Annotated in this window: 15 protein-coding genes; 9 read left to right on the top strand and 6 right to left on the bottom strand. The window is 56.4% G+C overall.

Annotated features, from left to right (window positions below; genetic code table 11):
- Positions 1–52: 52 nt before the first annotated feature.
- Complete coding sequence (locus tag BQ8290_RS14850; RefSeq protein ID WP_108791587.1) at positions 53–655, top strand: TetR family transcriptional regulator; 603 nt, start codon at positions 53–55, stop codon at positions 653–655.
- On the opposite strand, the gene ygfZ is transcribed toward BQ8290_RS14850, so the two are convergent.
- Positions 652–1,410, bottom strand: coding sequence for a CAF17-like 4Fe-4S cluster assembly/insertion protein YgfZ (gene ygfZ, locus BQ8290_RS14845; RefSeq protein ID WP_108791585.1), 759 nt, complete (start codon positions 1,408–1,410; stop codon positions 652–654). The two genes, BQ8290_RS14850 and ygfZ, sit on opposite strands and share 4 nt — an antisense overlap.
- Entirely contained in the window at positions 1,407–2,324 is a 918-nt protein-coding gene (locus tag BQ8290_RS14840; RefSeq protein ID WP_108791583.1) for a hypothetical protein, read from the bottom strand. The genes ygfZ and BQ8290_RS14840 overlap by 4 nt, the downstream gene beginning before the upstream one ends.
- A 67-nt stretch (positions 2,325–2,391) precedes the next feature.
- On the opposite strand from BQ8290_RS14840, the gene pyrC reads away from it, so the two are divergent.
- A complete protein-coding gene (gene pyrC, locus BQ8290_RS14835; RefSeq protein ID WP_108791581.1) occupies positions 2,392–3,429 on the top strand; it encodes a dihydroorotase in 1,038 nt (345 codons plus the stop codon).
- Here the strand turns inward: pyrC and rarD are convergent.
- Positions 3,426–4,361: an EamA family transporter RarD gene (rarD, locus tag BQ8290_RS14830; RefSeq protein WP_108791579.1), complete on the bottom strand. Its 936-nt coding sequence runs from the start codon at positions 4,359–4,361 to the stop codon at positions 3,426–3,428. The two genes, pyrC and rarD, sit on opposite strands and share 4 nt — an antisense overlap.
- 368 nt (positions 4,362–4,729) lie before the next feature.
- Between rarD and BQ8290_RS14825 the strand changes: the two genes are divergently transcribed.
- Entirely contained in the window at positions 4,730–5,452 is a 723-nt protein-coding gene (locus tag BQ8290_RS14825) for a hypothetical protein (protein WP_337661465.1), read from the top strand.
- Positions 5,453–5,484: 32 nt separating this feature from the next.
- On the opposite strand, the gene astD is transcribed toward BQ8290_RS14825, so the two are convergent.
- Positions 5,485–6,921, bottom strand: coding sequence for a succinylglutamate-semialdehyde dehydrogenase (gene astD / locus BQ8290_RS14820; RefSeq protein WP_108791575.1), 1,437 nt, complete (start codon positions 6,919–6,921; stop codon positions 5,485–5,487).
- 158 nt (positions 6,922–7,079) lie between these two features.
- The gene (locus BQ8290_RS14815) at positions 7,080–8,498 is read right to left on the bottom strand and encodes a protein adenylyltransferase SelO family protein (RefSeq protein WP_108792495.1); all 1,419 of its coding nucleotides are present in this window, start codon (positions 8,496–8,498) and stop codon (positions 7,080–7,082) included.
- A 75-nt stretch (positions 8,499–8,573) separates the two neighbouring features.
- Here BQ8290_RS14815 and BQ8290_RS14810 point away from each other — a divergent pair, with 75 nt between their 5' ends.
- From BQ8290_RS14810 to BQ8290_RS14790, 6 genes are all read left to right on the top strand, one after another.
- Positions 8,574–9,437 carry an alpha/beta fold hydrolase gene (locus BQ8290_RS14810; RefSeq protein ID WP_108791573.1) on the top strand — a complete coding sequence of 288 codons (864 nt, stop codon included), beginning with the start codon at positions 8,574–8,576 and terminating at the stop codon, positions 9,435–9,437.
- Positions 9,430–10,560, top strand: a complete 1,131-nt coding sequence (locus BQ8290_RS14805) for a glycosyltransferase (RefSeq protein WP_108791571.1) — start codon at positions 9,430–9,432, stop codon at positions 10,558–10,560. Before BQ8290_RS14810 ends, BQ8290_RS14805 begins: the two co-directional genes overlap by 8 nt.
- A gap of 103 nt (positions 10,561–10,663) precedes the next feature.
- The gene (locus tag BQ8290_RS15255; protein WP_337661464.1) at positions 10,664–10,834 is read left to right on the top strand and encodes a hypothetical protein; all 171 of its coding nucleotides are present in this window, start codon (positions 10,664–10,666) and stop codon (positions 10,832–10,834) included.
- 17 nt (positions 10,835–10,851) lie between these two features.
- Positions 10,852–11,655, top strand: coding sequence for a tetratricopeptide repeat protein (locus BQ8290_RS14800; protein WP_337661463.1), 804 nt, complete (start codon positions 10,852–10,854; stop codon positions 11,653–11,655).
- A 5-nt stretch (positions 11,656–11,660) separates the two neighbouring features.
- Entirely contained in the window at positions 11,661–13,025 is a 1,365-nt protein-coding gene (locus BQ8290_RS14795; RefSeq protein ID WP_337661462.1) for a PQQ-binding-like beta-propeller repeat protein, read from the top strand.
- A 181-nt stretch (positions 13,026–13,206) separates the two neighbouring features.
- Complete coding sequence (locus BQ8290_RS14790) at positions 13,207–14,643, top strand: DUF1295 domain-containing protein (RefSeq protein WP_108792489.1); 1,437 nt, start codon at positions 13,207–13,209, stop codon at positions 14,641–14,643.
- Between the two features lie 55 nt (positions 14,644–14,698).
- On the opposite strand, the gene BQ8290_RS14785 is transcribed toward BQ8290_RS14790, so the two are convergent.
- A complete protein-coding gene (locus BQ8290_RS14785) occupies positions 14,699–15,811 on the bottom strand; it encodes a cytochrome-c peroxidase (protein WP_337661461.1) in 1,113 nt (370 codons plus the stop codon).
- Positions 15,812–16,014 lie beyond the last annotated feature (203 nt).

Here is a 16,014-nt window from a genome sequence, read left to right as displayed (position 1 = left end):
TGAGTGTGTCCGCTTGTTTGATGATCTCAACTCGCCTAGTCGTCGATGAATAATGACAAGTCGCAAAAGACTAAGCCCTGAGGAATCGCGCAGCACTGCGCTGGAGGCGGCCCGCGCCCTGTTGATTGAAACAGGGCCGCAATCCGTGACGTTGAAAGCCGTTGCCGGACGGATAGGGCGCACGCATGCCAATTTGCTGCACCATTTCGGTTCGGCATCCGGTTTGCAAAAAGCATTGGCCGAGCATTTGGCCAAGACGGTTTGCGAAACAATCATCGAGGCTGTGCATGCCAGCCGCGCTGGGCTGGGGTCCGCGCGTGAAGTGGTTGATCTGGCCTTTGACGCGTTTGATCGCGAAGGGGCGGGCGCTTTGACAAGCTGGATGTTGCTCACCGGCAATGAAGACGCGCTCAACCCGATTATCTCAACGATCCATGAATTGGTGGATGAGATTGCGCCAGGCGAAGCGGAGATGAACGGCGAAGAGATGCACGTTCATAAAGACACGTTGAGCTTGGTTTTGCTCGCATTGGGTGATGCGTTGATCGGGGCCGCTTTGGCGAAATCGCTAAACCTGCCACGTGATACAGCGCGCGATCGCGCCGCCGCCAACCTTGAGGCATCAATGGCCGAGCATTACGCCAAATTGGGTTAGTCGTCGGTTTTGTCGGCAATCCCTGCCGCTTGCCATGCGGGTAGTTCTGTCGGTTCGAGGTCGGCAACCCTCAAATGATCAACCGCCAGCGCGAGACCAAGATAGGCGGCCTTCCGGCGTTTTTCCTGCGACGCTTCGAACGGCACAACGACCAATCTGCGATTGACCTTTTGCCGCCAATTCATTCGGGCGGTATTTTCCTGACCGATGTAACAGCCTTTTTCAAAGCTGACGCCGTTCAATTCCACCGCGTTGGTTTCCAACCACAAGATATCGCCAATTTCATCCCGCCCTTCGGTAACGCCTAGGCCAAGCCGATGCGCGAGGTAGTCTTTGTCGGCACCATCCATCGTATCCATCGCGCCCGACACAGTTTCGATCCAGCGATGGCCCAATGCGGGCAAACGAGGGTCGATTGCTGCGCCATCGCGCGGCTTTGATGACCACGACACCGACATGTTGGGATCGCGCACGATATCAATTTGTCGACGCAGCCGGTAAAGTGACAATCGCTTCACCAATTCGTCGGCGTGATCGGCCTCGCAATCCAATAGAACGGCGTCCGATCCTGCGTCCCATACGAAGAAATCGAACATCGCTTTACCCTGAGCCGAAAGCAACGCGGCATAGACGGGCAAAGCACCCGAAACGTCGTTGGTGACGAGTCCTTGGAGAAAATCGCGGACATCTTCACCGCTCCCATCGCGGGGTGCAACGCGGACAATTGCTCTGCTTTTTAACACGGTCGCGGTCATAGGTGTGAGACTCTCTTCACGATGGCTTGGGCCAAACGTTCGCCCAATTCCGATCCTTGTTCGGGATAGAGATAGGGTTCGATCATCTCTGCTTCCATAACCGCAAGCTGCCCGTCTTCCATTCGGAGCATATCAATGCGGGCATAAAGCGGGGTGTCAAACGGCAAAGCTGCGATGATTGCGGTGGCGGCCTCCACTTCATCTTGAGACGGGGAGTGAACGTTTTCCTGACCACCATACAGCGATTGGATGCGATAATCGCCCTTTGCCGGACGTTTGCGCAACGCGTGGCTTAATTCGCCATCGATGAAGATAAAGCTGAGTTCGCCTTCACTAGCGATGGCGGGCAGAAACGGTTGCAGCATGGCCGGATGGCCAAATTCCCAATCGTCGCCAGGCAATGAACCGCGCGCCACCAATTCTTGACCCAGCGCCCCGGCACCAATCTGACGTTTCACGACAACGCGATCGGTATCAAAGGCATCCAAAGCCTCCAGCGCGCCTTTTTTGGTCACCACCTCGCGCCACAAAGTGGGGATCGTGTTTGCGCCGGCTTCGGACAATTCACGCAAATATGTCTTTGTCGCATTCCACCGAACCAGAGAGGACGGATTGCACACGATGATCCCGCGCGCCTCCAACTCTTCGAGCTTCGCAAGAAACGCCTTGGGCTTATCCTGATAATCCCAAGCTGTGCCCAACATCACCAGGTCGATGCCCACAAATGCTTCGATCGGCGCTTCCCAATCCACCACCTTTAGCTGCAGATTGTGCATCGCAAAGGCCGGCTCCAATGCGGCGATCATCAAATCATGTTCAAATGCGTCACCGCGCCGTTCGGCGTCTTGGCCGCCCGGCGCGTGGTCCGTGTCGGGCAAAGTCGTTTTGCAGGCGAGAAATCCAATATTTGTCATAGCCGCGCGCTTTAGGTTGGTCTGTTGGGACTGGAAAGCCCTTGATTGCCGATCTAAGGAACCTGCGATGACAAACACACTGACAATTCGCCGCCCCGATGATTGGCACCTGCATTTTCGCGATGGTGATATTATGCGCGGCGTTGTGCCGTACACGGCGCGGCAATTTGGCCGCGCGATAGTGATGCCGAACCTCTCACCCCCTGTGACGACAACCGCATTGGCGCGGGAATATCGCGATCGGATCATCGCCGCCGTGCCGGACGGTGTAGAATTTACGCCGCTGATGACGTGTTATCTGACCGATACGACGGATCCTGACGATTTGGCGATGGGCGCCTCAGATGGAGTGTTCACCGCTGCCAAGCTTTATCCCGCCAACGCCACCACCAATTCGGCGCATGGGGTTAGCGATGTCGAAAAAATCTACCCGGTCCTCAAACGCATGGAAGCGGATGGCATTGTCCTTTGCGTTCATGGCGAGGTGACCGACAACGACATTGACGTGTTTGATCGGGAGGCAGAATTTATTGATCGGCACATGCGTGCGATCATCGCCAACTTCCCCAATTTGAAGGTTGTATTTGAACACATCACGACTTCGGATGCGGTCGATTTCGTCAACGAATGTGGGTCGAACGTCGCGGCCACGATCACGCCTCAACATCTGCACATCAATCGCAACGCGATGTTGGTTGGCGGGATCCAGCCGCACAATTATTGCCTGCCGGTTGCGAAGAGAGAAACGCATCGATTGGCGTTGCGCGCGGCCGCGACTTCGGGCTCAGCGAAGTTCTTTCTGGGCACCGACAGTGCGCCGCATCTTCGCTCTGTTAAAGAGACATCGTGCGGTTGCGCAGGGATTTTCAACGCACCATTCGCTATCGAAAGTTATCTGGCGGTGTTCGAAGAGGAGGGGGCCTTGGACAAGTTTGAGGCGTTCGCCTCGCTCAATGGTCCCGCGTTTTACGGCCTTGCTGTCAGTGAAGAGAGTATCACGCTGGAACGCGTCGCAGTGCATGTGCCCGACATGCTTGATCTAACCGGCGAAGACATTGTGCCGTGGCACGCCGGTCAGACATTGAACTGGCGGATCGCTGGTTAGTTTTCCGCCGGGTCAGGGCTTTTGGCCCGTTTCGCTTTGCGGCTTTTGAACCATAGATCCGCGACGAATATCGCCACCGCAATCCAGATTAGGATGAAGCTGCCCAATTGGACGGGGCGCAATTGTTGCCCAAATACGGTCAGGCCCAACAGGAAGACGATTGTTGGCGCGAGATATTGGATAAAGCCCAAAGTCGAATAGTTCATCCGTTTCGCCGCAATCGCGAACAACAAAAGAGGCACAGCCGTCACTACGCCGGAAAAGATGATTAGCACGGTCAAATACGGATCGGAGCCGAACACGGTCCCGGTTTCGCTCATCGCGTACCAACCAGCGACCGCGGCCGCGGGCAGCAACAAAATCGTGCTTTCAATGGTTAGGCCGGGAAGAGATCCCACATCGACCTGTTTCCGGACGATGCCGTAGAGGCCAAAGCTGAACGCTAGAGTTAGGCTGATCCACAATGTGGTGAGAGCGCCCATCGACAACAAAGCGACCGCACCCAATGCAATGGCCACCGCGAGCCATTGCCACTTTGACAGCCGTTCGCCGAGCAGCATCGTGCCCAGCAAAACATTCAACAATGGGTTGAGGTAATATCCCAAACTGGCGGCGTAGATCTGATTTTCTGATATTGCCCAAATGTAGACGAGCCAATTCGTTGCGATCAACATGGCGCTGGCGAACAAAGCCAACAAAGTGCGCGGATTCGAAACCGCTGCGCGCAGAGCGGGAAATTGCTTTCGCAGCGCTACGATCAACAGGCAGAATGGCAGCGTCCAAATAATCCGCCAGCCGACAAACTCGAATGATGGAATCACCGTCACCAATGAAATGTAGAGCGGCAAGAAACCCCAAATCACATACGCGCCAAGCGCGGCGGGCAGGCCCGATGGGGTTTCGTCGGCGATTTTGGGGGAAATATTGCTCATCCAGCTTTGCCCCTAGGCCCCGTGCTGTTGGCGCGCAAGCGCGGTGGACGGCAAGGCGTCGCGTTTATTCAAATCATCAATAATATGAACAAGGACCAACAAGTCGATGTCAGATCGTTCATGTTGATGGCACTATACATGAATCCACAACGTGAGGGGCGTCACTACCCACACCACCTTTGGCGCTCGCTTGTTTGACTTGGGTCACTCCCACCATGTGGCCCGGGCGCGGTCCCACCGGCCGTGACGGAACGCTCTCATGCCCTTTTTGGGGTATGGGGGCGTTTTTTCGTGTTGAGATCGGGCGGTTCACGATCAATTGGAGGTTTGAACAGCGAAAATTAACCAAAGGCTGGCAATGAGGCGGCATGTCCATGCGCGCCATCCCTTGTGCCATTGCGTCCATCGCCCTGCTTACCTTGTCCGCATGCGGGCAAGAGGCTGTCGATGCACCGCAAGCGAAAGTGAATCAGGATCCTTTGTTGTCGCGGGCCTTAAACGACCCGTTGATGGTTGATCCCGATCTTGCATGGCGCAACGAAGCCAACGCGGTCATTGCGTTCCGCGATGGACACCCATTGCCACCGTTTGATGCCCGTGATGACGCAACCGACCGGGCGCGCGAAGCAGCGCGTATGGAATTGCTTGAGAATGGACAAATCCCTGCCGTTCCCACTGCATTGAGCGGCGAAGGTTCTGCGTCTTTGGCAGAATTGACCGATGCGGGTGCCATTGTGCGCGCCGTAGGCAGCCGGACCGATTGCATCGATGATCTTAATGATGATTTGATGTGGTCAACCGGCCTACCACCAACATCTTCGATCATGCCGCATGGCATGGTGCAACAGGCCGCGGGGGTGGATCAGGGGACCTGTGTCATTCGCGTTGTGCGATACTTGGCGCCGGTCGCAATTGAAGACGCGCTCGAATATCACTTTGTCAAAGCGGATCGGGCGCGGTTTCGGATGGAGCGTTTTGACGCACCCGAAGTGCAATTGCGGGGCGAACGCCGCGATCAGGTGATGGCAGTGCATGTGCGTGCCGGGTCAGGCGGTATGACCGCCGTCGACGTGGTGCATTGGCGCAAATAACGCGCACTGCGTTCCAACCCAATTCTTAGAACTTATTCTTTTAGGCCAACGCCGATATTCGCGCGCGGTTGATCCATCTCTGTGCTGGCGACCGGATAGGCGCAGTAATCAGCCGCGTAATAGGCCGCTGGGCGATGATTGCCTGATAGGCCGATGCCGCCAAACGGCGCAGAGGATGACGCGCCGTTTGTTGGTCGGTTCCAATTGATGATGCCGGCGCGAATGTTGGCCCAGAACCGCCCGTAATCATCGGGCGATCCCCCGATCAATGAAGCGGATAGGCCAAAACGCGTGTTGTTCGCCTCTGCAATGCCGGCGTCCAAATCGGGCACACGGATAACTTGGAGAATGGGTCCGAACAATTCGACATCAGGGCGATCCGCAATGGCGGTGGTGTCGATGATGCCCGGCGTTAGGAACGGCCGGTCCGGATCGGTTTTGCGCATATGCAAAAGCGCCTTTCCGCCGGCGGTTAAAAGCGCAAGGAAGCTCTCGCTCAAACGGTCCGCGATATCATTGTCGATCACCGGGCCCATAAACGGTTGTGGTTCAGCAAAGGGATCGCCCACCAACAATCGCCGGGCCATCGGCACCAATTCTGCCATCAAGGCATCGTACACGCTGTCGATGACAATCAATCGGCGCGCCGCTGTGCAGCGTTGTCCTGCGGTCGTAAACGCACTTTGAATGACCAGTGCAGCGGCGTCGGACATTTTGGGTGTGTCGACCACAACGATCGGATTGTTGCCGCCCATTTCCAACGCGACCATCTTGCCAGGATTGGCGGCGAGTTTGCGGTTGATCGCAATTCCCGCCTGCGCCGATCCGGTGAACAAAACGCCGTCTACGCCGGGATGCGCAACAAGGGCTTTGCCCTCTTCCGGGCCGCCATTCACAATCTGCACTGTGTCTTCGGGAGCGCCCGATCGTTTCCAACATTCGACCAAAGCCTCGCCGACGCCGGGTGTTTTTTCTGACGGTTTGAACACTACGATATTGCCCGCAATGAGAGCGGGGATCATGTGACCATTGGGCAAGTGCGCCGGGAAATTATAGGGACCCAAAACCGCCATCACGCCATGCGGTTTGTGCCGCACAGCGGCGCTGCCTTGGAGCGCGCTGTCCAATTTCTTCTTGCCGGTGCGTTCAGCGTACGCCTGTACCGAAATATCGATTTTGTTTATGACGGCATCGACTTCGGTGCGTGCTTCCCAAACCGGTTTGCCCGCTTCGGATGCGATCAGGTCAGCCAATCGTTCGGCATCGGCGCGCACTTCGTTGGCGAAGCGGCGCGCAATCTCAATCCGATTGCCCAATGCCAGCGCCGCCCAAGCAGGCCACGCCCTGCGCGCACGGCTAACCACGGCGTCAACATCGCCATGCGGACCGCGCCAAACCTCTTCCCCAGTTGCAGGGGCGTATGAAACGAGAATTTTCTCAGTCACCTCATAGGCTCTTATCGTTTCCATTCTTCCGCACGGACCAATGCCGGTTGGTGTGTCCGGCGGTTATAATACCGTATGGTTAAAGATGTTTGGTAACGACGCTGTTCCCAAAATCCTAGGGGAAAAGCCTGCGAAATGGTGGTTTTAGGCCGTTTTTTGCAGCGGGAATGAACGGTGATGATCTAATCCGCATGGCCCGAAGGAATAGGGGCGTCACCATGCGCCGCGCCCATTCGCCGCAAGGCCGCGACCTTATCCGTCAAAGGTTGCCAGTCATCGTGTTGGTCGATTGCCGACCAAATCACCTCAACCTCGTCAATCACCATGCTTTGTGGCGTTTCGTCATCCCAATAGGCATGGTCATCTTTGACGGGGGTGTATTGCGAGATCAGTGCTGCCAATTCGCTATCAGCGACATCATGCGTGTCGAAACCTCGACCCCCGCGATGAGCAAAGAAGAATAGGTCGGGTTGAATTTTCGTGTCGCGCATCGATTTCTCGCACGCGGAAACGAGTTGGGAATCCAATTCCAGACCACGCGGTTCGACGCCCAGACGCCAACACCAGCGGCGCGCAATCGCCTCCATATAAAGCGGGCCAAACCGTTCGAGCGCGAAGACCAACGGTTCTGTGTCCGCCAAAAGCCTCAGCGCAACCGCGAATTGACCACAATTCCAATGCAAAGCCTCGGGTTGGCGGCCAAAGGCGTAGAGGCGCCCGTGATCAAAATACGCGGCGGTGAAACTGGCGTCCCATTCCGGCAACCAGCGCCACGGACCGTAATCGAAACTTTCCCCCGTGATGTTCATATTGTCCGTGTTGAGAACGCCGTGAACGAAACCGGCGACCATATAACTCGCCGCGAGATCGGCCATGCGTTCCACCACATTGTGCATCAAACGCACCGCGGGTTCATCGCGGCCGGGCGCATCGGCTGGCGGGGGCGGGCCGGGAAATTGGGCTAGGCAATAGTCGATCAAGCCGGCCATCTGATCGGGTTCTTCATGCGCCAAAAGCCGTTGGAATGTACCGATCCGAATGTGCGAATGGCTCAACCGGACCATAACCGCAGAGCGCGTGGGAGAGGGTTCGTCGCCGCGCTGCAATTCCTCTCCGGTTTCGACGACAGAAAATGTCTTTGACGTGCTGGCGCCCAAAGCTTCCAACATTTCCGTGGCAAGGATTTCGCGAACTGCCCCCTTCAATGTCAATCGGCCATCACCAGAACGGCTAAAGGGAGTGGGGCCGGACCCCTTCGTCCCCAAATCCATCAACCGGCCGTCATTGTCGCGCATTTGCGCAAACAAGAACCCGCGCCCATCGCCGATGTCCGGGTTGTAATTGCGGAATTGATGGCCGTGATATTTCAGGGCGAGAGGGCGGGGATAATTGCCCTCCAGAGGCTCAAAACGGCCGAAATGCTTGGCCCAATCTTCATCGCTTAGATCGCTGAGGCCGACTGTTTGCGCGGCCCTATCGTTGCGATACCGCAATTCAGTTTTGGGAAAGTCGGCTGCGTCGACCGGCACGCCCAACCATTCGGTCAAGGTGTCCAATGCGCGGTCGGGGGTGTAGATGGCTGCTTGCGGAAGATCGCTCATATCGCGATAGTGGGGCCCAGCGCAGATGCGCGCAAGCGGCATTGTGCAACACATTCTAAGGGAACGACGCCAAGTATGGCCAACGCATACGAAGACGCGACATGGACGAGCGCAGATGGTTTGACGCTGTATTACCGCGATTATGCGGGACCAGATGGGTATGACGGTCCGCCGGTTTTGTGCATGCACGGCCTGACGCGCAATTCGCGCGATTTCGCCGATGTGGCCGAACACATTGCCGCAACTCGGCGGGTGATTGTCCCCGAAATGAGAGGGCGGGGGCAAAGCGATTATGCGCCCGATTCGTCCACCTACAACCCCATGCAATATGTCGCCGATGTCGAGGTGTTGTTGACCGAGCAAGGGATTGATCGCTTCATCTGTGTCGGCACATCCATGGGTGGTTTGATGACAATGTTGATGGCGGCGGCAAAACCAGGCCGGATCGCGGCCGTGGTGATGAACGATATTGGTCCGGAGATTAATCCGGCCGGGGTTGAACGCATCGCTGGCTACGTTGGTCAGGGGCGCAGTTATCCGACATGGATCCACGCCGCTCGTTCGATGAAGGGCGTTCATGAAAGCTCATTTCCCGATTATTCGCTCGAAGATTGGTTGGAGATGGCCAAACGGACTTTGGTGATCAGCCAAAATGGTCGGATCGGCTATGATTACGACATGGCCATCGCCGAACCTTTTAAAGAACCGGGTAACGCCGCGCCGCCCAATCTATGGCCCGCTTACGAAGCGCTGCGCGATGTTCCAATGGTTTTGGTGCGGGGGGAATTGTCCGATTTGTTGACGCCGGAAACAGTTGCCAAAATGGCTGAACGCAATCCGGCCATGTCGCTGGTGACGGTGCCGCGGGTTGGGCATGCGCCAACCTTGGACGAACCAGAGGCGCGCACCGCAATCGACGGACTGATTGCCAATGTCTAAGGGCGCAATTCCCAAGGTTCTGCATTGTCATTCGACCTTCGCAGCCGGGGGTAAGGAGTTGCGCGCGGTTCAATTGATGAACGCGTTTGGCGCTGAGCTTGATCACACGGTCATTTCGGGTTTGCCCGATCAAATGGGCGCGCAGGCGCATATTGCGCGCGGCATTCGCGCCCATTTTCCCGACGATTTCCCATCTCTGACCGGTTGGCCGACACCGGGACGATTGGTGGCAATCGCCAAGGCGATGAAACCGTATGATCTTGTGCTGACCTACAATTGGGGGGCGATGGATGTGGTCATGGCGCACCGGGTGTTTGGAGAGACATTTGGCCTGCCGCCGCTGATCCATCATGAGGACGGATTTAACGAAGACGAAGCCGGCGAACTCAAATCCAGCCGCAACTGGTTCCGACGCGTCGCATTGGAAAGCGCCCATGCTCTTGTCGTGCCCAGCCGGACTTTGGAAAATATCGGTCGCAATGTCTGGAAACAGCCGCCTGCTAAGGTGCAGCGCATTTCCAACGGAATAGACACGGCGAAATTTTCTGGGCCGCCCAAACCGGGATCGTTTCGAGTGGTGAAGCGCGACGGCGAACATTGGATCGGAACTTTGGCAGGGCTTCGCGCGGTCAAACAACTACCGATGCTGGTAAAGGCCTGTGCAGAATTGCCGAACAATTGGCATTTGGTGATCTTGGGTGACGGCCCGGAAAAAGACGCGATCCACACCGCGGCGGATGCGCTCGATATTAATGACCGGGTGCATTTGCCCGGCGCGGTGACCGATCCTGCCAGTCTGATCGGTTTGTTTGATATTTTCGCACTGTCTTCGAAAAGCGAACAGTTCCCGCTTTCCGTGGTAGAGGCGATGGCGGCTGGATTGCCAATTGCGGCACCCGATGTCGGGGATGTTAGAGCGATAGTGTCGGAACCCAATCGGCCGTTCATCGCCGTGCCCAACGATGCCGATGCCCTTGGCGTGATGTTGGCGGAATTGGTGGAAAACGCGCCCCTTCGAAAGCAATTGGGCGAAGCCAATCGGGAACGCGCACGCGCCCATTTTGATGAGGCGGATATGGTGAAGGCCTATCGCGCGCTCTATTGGGGCGCGATCGGGGGTTAGCCGCGCGCCCTTAATTGGGCGTTCAAGTTGGTGTCGTCATGTATATCTGTAACAGGGGCGGTCGTAGTCAAACAAAGGCATCTTATGCGTTGTGCGCCGTTCCATGATGGCTCAATTTCAGACCAATTACACCGCGATATTCGTGTCCGCTACGATGGCGCAAAACGCCATCACGCGCCCGCCCGTAAAGGACGGCAGTGGCCAACTGGGTTCAGCGCCATTGCGCGCAGCCCCCGCTCTGCTTAAAGAACCGGCCAAAGCTAACACATTGTAACGAGGAAAACCGGCCCCGTGGCGCGCAATCCAACTCAAACTCCTGGTCAAAATCCGCAAGACGATGCACCCACCGGCGGTCCTTCGCGCGAAGACGAAATTCTCATGCGCGAAATTGATGAGGCGGTGCGTCAGGATGATGCGACCCAATTCTTCAAAAATTACGGCGCACAATTGGCTGGCGCGTTCGCGCTCTTGGTCGTCGGCATGTTCGGATATTGGGCATGGGACAGCAGCAACGAGGCTGAGCTGGAATCGCAATCTGAGGCGATCATCAGCGCGCTTGATTCTGTCGATGCGCCCGATTTTGCCGGGGCCGAAGAGAAAGTCTCGGGCTTGATTGACGATGGATCGTCTGGCGCGAAAACGGTGGCTCAATTCATGCAAGCGTACAGCGCGATTGAATTGGAAGAACCGGACCGCGCGGTTGAATTATATGCCGCCATTGCGGCCGATCCCGAAGCGCCGCAACCGTTGCGCGATTTGGCATTGATCCGCGAGGTTTCGACCAATTTTGATGACCGCGAACCCGCCGATATCATCGCCAAATTGGAAGGTTTGGCTGTACCGGGAAATGACTTTTTCGGCAGCGCAGGTGAATTGGTGGCAATCGCGCATCTCGAAGCGGGCAACCGCGACGAAGCCGGCGTGATGTTCGCCGAAATCGCCAAAGACGAAGAATTGCCCGACACATTGCGCGAACGCGCGCGCCAGATGGCTGGTTTGTTGGGTGTCGACGTGATCGACGACGTGAACCAATTGCTTGCAGATCAAGGTGTTGGTCAGCCGGATGCGGACGCCGCCGGCGCACTGGGACAATAAATACAATGTTGAACGGACCAAAGATTATGCGATTGACGGGATTGAAAGGCGCGCTGACAGCGGGCTTGCTGGCTGCGACTTTGACGGGTTGCGGAGGCGGCGGCTTGTTCGGCGGTGGTGAGAAAACCACGCCAACCGTGGGCAACCGCACAGCCATTCTCACCATCATCGAAAGCGGTGCAAATGTTGATCCAACATTGGCGGGCGTTTCGGTCGTTCTGCCCCCGGCTGTTTCCAACCCGGAATGGGCGCAAGTCGGTGGTTCGGCGAGCAAGTCCTACGGTCATCTCGCCTTGCCACAATCTTTGACCAAATCGTGGACAGCGCGAGTTGAAGGATCGAGCGATCGCGCGCGTTTGGCGGCGGCCCCTGTTGTCGGCGGCGAAATGCTGTTCGCGTTGGGCACCGATGGCGTCATCCACGCTTTCAATAAAGAAACCGGAGCGCGTATTTGGTCGCTCGACGATTCCGATATGACCGACGACATGCGCCCATCGGCGTTTGGCGGCGGTGTTAGCTACGATGCCGGTCGCCTTTACGCGACCAACGGCGCGGGCGAAGCCAAAGCAATCGACGCGATGACGGGCGACATCATCTGGAATGTCAAACCCGCAGGCCCCCTGCGCGGATCACCCACCGTGGCCTTTGGCCAGGTGTATGTGATGTCACAAGACAACCAGATCATCGCGCTGGATACAGCGGACGGTTCGCTGTTGTGGAACGAATCTGGATCAAGCACCCAATCGGGCGTCTTTGGCGTTGCGGCCCCGGCTGCGGGCAACGGCACCGTCATTGCCGGTTATTCCAGTGGTGAATTGAACGCCTATCGCTATGAAAACGGTCGGACTTTGTGGGCTGATGCCTTGGCTCGGACCAACATTTCAACGCGTGTTAGCTCGCTAACCGATATTGATGCGGACCCGATCATCGATTCAGGCCGTGTCTATGCCTTGGGGCAAGGTGGCCGGATGGCCGCTTATGAGCTGACCACTGGCCAACGGATCTGGGAATTGAACCTCGCTGGAATTTCGACCCCTGCGATTGCGGGCGAGTGGATCTTTACCTTGACCGATGATGCGCGTTTGTTGGCTATTGCGCGGTCCACCGGGCGGGTCCGTTGGATCTCACAATTGCAACAATTCCGCGACGAAGAAGATCGCAAAGGTCCAATTTTCTGGACCGGACCTGTTCTTGCCGGCGGTCATTTGTGGGTGGCGAGTTCACGCGGTGAAGTTTGGAAAATTAGCACGGGTGAGGGATCATCGGAGATGTTTGCCGACATCGATCAACCGGTGAGTTTGCCTCCCATTGTTGCGGACAATCACCTCTATATTCTGGACGATAGCGGGATGGTTCACGCTTGGCGTTGATTGGACGTTGATAGGGCCGCTCTTTGACAATGTAGAGCGTTTCTATGATCGCCGCAGGCCAATGTCGCATCAGAACGCGGCGCTAACCACGTTAACCTTTACCGCGCCGGCGTCTCGCGTCGGAACGTGCCCGTTCATCTGAGCGGAGAATTAACCCTTTCACGCTATGCGGTTGTTCGTAATGAACGAGCAATCACCTTCCAACGCGGCGGCACAACCCGCCGACACCGTTTCCAGCCGACCATTGACGTTGCCGAAAAGCGACGTGTCATCGGGCGTAGGCCTTGCCGGATTGCTTGGCCTTTTCGTTTGGATCTTGTTCTGTCGGACCTTTCCTCTGGTCGCCGAAACTATCGGGTTGGAAGGGGAGTATGGGGTTTTATCGGGACCTTACGCCGCGTTGACCGCGATGGTATTTACCGCCGGACCTATGGCGGTATGGTCATTGTTGGTGGATCGTGTGCATCTGCGCCCTTCAACGGGCCTGAATTGGAACCTACGTCGCACCGTCAATGATGCTATGCCGACCGCAACCGTCAAGATTGCCGGATTGTGGGCCACATGGGCCATCATCGCGGCGTTGTATGCTTTGTGCCGGTGGTATTGGGACGGCCAATATCTGTTTGCGATGGAAGTTTTGGGCTTTGCGATTGTTCCGATGATCGTGCTGTCGGTGCCTTACATCATATGGCTTGATCGGTTCATGACCGAACCCAAGGACGCCACTTGGCATTTTGGCGCCTTGTTGCTGCGGCGCGGCGGATCGGACGCTGAGCTGGTCAAGAAACATTGGCGCGCATGGATCATCAAGGCGTTCTTTGGCGCCTTTATGATTTCAATTCTGCCGCCCGGATTCGCCATGATAGTCGAAGCCACACCGGGGGCGATTATCTCCAACCCGGTCGAATTTGGCATGTTGCTGATCACATTGCTGTTTGTGATTGACGTTCAAATTGGAACCGTCGGTTACCTGTTTACGTTGCGCCCGCTGGATGCGCATATCCGATCGGGCAATCCGTTTATCGCCGGCTGGTTGGCCGCCTTGTTGTGTTATCCGCCCTTCGTTTGGGGGATCATCGGTAACAACGGCCAAATCCTAAGCTATGAGGCAAGCACGGCGGGCTGGGGCTACTGGTTCGGCGGTAATACGGCGTTGTTGTGGGGCTGGGCCGTGTGGCTGATATTCCTGACGGCGATATACGCGTGGGCGACCGTCGTGTTCGGCATCCGCTTTTCCAACCTGACCTATCGCGGCGTTTTGACCAACGGTCCGTATCGTTTCACCCGTCATCCCGCCTATGTGTCGAAAAACCTGTTTTGGTGGTCGTCGGTCATGCCGTTCTTCGTGATGAATGGATCAACGGTCGAAGGCATTCGCAACACGTTCTTCTTGGCTGTGGTCAGCGGTATTTACTACTGGCGCGCGCGGACGGAGGAAAAGCACCTCTTGTCCGAAGACCCCAAATATCGCGAATATTACGATTGGATGGAGCACAACGGCGTTATCACCGCGCCGCTTGCATGGCTTAAGCGGGGGATCATCGGATGGTTCACCAAAGGGCCGACCGATCCTCAGGATACGCGCACAGCACACACAGCGCAGGAACCGGCGGAATAATAACACCGCCAATTCCATTGCTGTTGTGCTCAACGGCGCTGAGCGCATTCTTAGATCATGGTAGGAATGGGTCCGAGAATTTGGGATCATTCTCCAAGGTTTCATCCGTCAATGTCAGCATGAAATCGACCAATGCCTCTCGATCCGTTTCCGAAAGAGCGAGTTGTTGAGGCGCATTGCCTTGACGCAGTCGGTTGTCCAACGCCGGGCCGATCTGCACGCCATCAGAATAATGATCGACCACCTGACGCAAGGAGGTGAAGCGACCATCATGCATGAAGAACGTCGAACGCCCGACATTCTTGAGCGATGGTGATTTAAAGACCGTCCCTTCGCCTGCGTCCAACCCGTTCGACCGGCTGTTTGCATTCAGAGCAAAGGTGGGCGGGACGTGGCAAGCCAGACACCCAGCACCGCCATTGTTTTGTCCGGTCATAAACAATTCGCGACCGCGATTTTCGCTGACAGTGAAACCGGGCAGAGCAAGGTTCAGTGCGCGATTGGGGGCGCCTGGTCCAAACACCTGTGAATAGGCCTGATCCCAGCGGCTATCGGTGGACACCATGGCCCGCTGGAATTGGGCCAAGGCGCGCTCCATCCGATCTTCGGTGATGGCAGGATCACCATACACAAATTCGAACAAGGCAGGGTAGTAGGCCAACCCTTCCATTTTGGTCGTAAGCGCGGCAATTCCGCCATTGTTGACCCAACCCATTTCGGTTTCATCAAGAATAGGTTGAAGCGCCTGATCCTCAACATCGTCGGCGCGGCGGTTCCAGAACATCTCGCCCGGCTCGTAATATCGAATATTGCCAAGACGCATGGCGTGTTGGGTCGTTTGCCCACCATTCAATCCCGTCGACAATTGTTCATCGTCATCAAATCCGATGCTTTGTTGGTGACAGGTTGAACACGATGTCGTGTCGTTGAAACTCAATGCAGGGTCATAAAACAAGACCCGGCCCAACGTGGCGATGGCATCATTGACCGGATCGTTGCCCGGCGTGTTGTCGATCGCATCGACGGTGTTGTCATAATATGCCGGAAAAGTCGGATTGGCATAATTGTCGAGGGTTGCCAGATCGAGCGACAAAAATTGTTGCACAACCTGATTGGCGGCTGTTGCCGGGTCGGTCGGTGTTGGTGTTGGGGTAGGAGTGACCGACACGTCGGGTGCAGTGGGCGCCTCGTCGCCTCCCCCACAGCCGGTCAAAAGAGCGATGATTGCGGTCGCTGCAGTTATCTGCAGTCGTTTGTTGTTAAATGGTTTTTTAGGTGCCTGATGTGTCAAAAACTGTCCCGATCAATTTTGCTTGCGGCAGAGGCTGTCGCGAATGCGAACCCCTCGCAATTGACCGGGCGTTGTTCTGA

The organism is Erythrobacter sp. Alg231-14 (assembly GCF_900149685.1).
Lineage (GTDB): Bacteria > Pseudomonadota > Alphaproteobacteria > Sphingomonadales > Sphingomonadaceae > Erythrobacter.
This window is presented reverse-complemented; position numbering and strand designations above follow the sequence as displayed.

What these genes read in the sequence shown, in the direction of transcription:
- BQ8290_RS14850 (WP_108791587.1), top strand. Translation starts at nt 53, where the DNA reads ATGACAAGTCGCAAAAGACTAAGCCCTGAGGAATCGCGCAGCACTGCG.
- ygfZ (WP_108791585.1), bottom strand. Translation starts at nt 1,410, where the DNA reads ATGACCGCGACCGTGTTAAAAAGCAGAGCAATTGTCCGCGTTGCACCC.
- BQ8290_RS14840 (WP_108791583.1), bottom strand. Translation starts at nt 2,324, where the DNA reads ATGACAAATATTGGATTTCTCGCCTGCAAAACGACTTTGCCCGACACG.
- pyrC (WP_108791581.1), top strand. Translation starts at nt 2,392, where the DNA reads ATGACAAACACACTGACAATTCGCCGCCCCGATGATTGGCACCTGCAT.
- rarD (WP_108791579.1), bottom strand. Translation starts at nt 4,361, where the DNA reads ATGAGCAATATTTCCCCCAAAATCGCCGACGAAACCCCATCGGGCCTG.
- BQ8290_RS14825 (WP_337661465.1), top strand. Translation starts at nt 4,730, where the DNA reads ATGTCCATGCGCGCCATCCCTTGTGCCATTGCGTCCATCGCCCTGCTT.
- astD (WP_108791575.1), bottom strand. Translation starts at nt 6,921, where the DNA reads ATGGAAACGATAAGAGCCTATGAGGTGACTGAGAAAATTCTCGTTTCA.
- BQ8290_RS14815 (WP_108792495.1), bottom strand. Translation starts at nt 8,498, where the DNA reads ATGAGCGATCTTCCGCAAGCAGCCATCTACACCCCCGACCGCGCATTG.
- BQ8290_RS14810 (WP_108791573.1), top strand. Translation starts at nt 8,574, where the DNA reads ATGGCCAACGCATACGAAGACGCGACATGGACGAGCGCAGATGGTTTG.
- BQ8290_RS14805 (WP_108791571.1), top strand. Translation starts at nt 9,430, where the DNA reads ATGTCTAAGGGCGCAATTCCCAAGGTTCTGCATTGTCATTCGACCTTC.
- BQ8290_RS15255 (WP_337661464.1), top strand. Translation starts at nt 10,664, where the DNA reads ATGATGGCTCAATTTCAGACCAATTACACCGCGATATTCGTGTCCGCT.
- BQ8290_RS14795 (WP_337661462.1), top strand. Translation starts at nt 11,661, where the DNA reads ATGTTGAACGGACCAAAGATTATGCGATTGACGGGATTGAAAGGCGCG.
- BQ8290_RS14790 (WP_108792489.1), top strand. Translation starts at nt 13,207, where the DNA reads ATGAACGAGCAATCACCTTCCAACGCGGCGGCACAACCCGCCGACACC.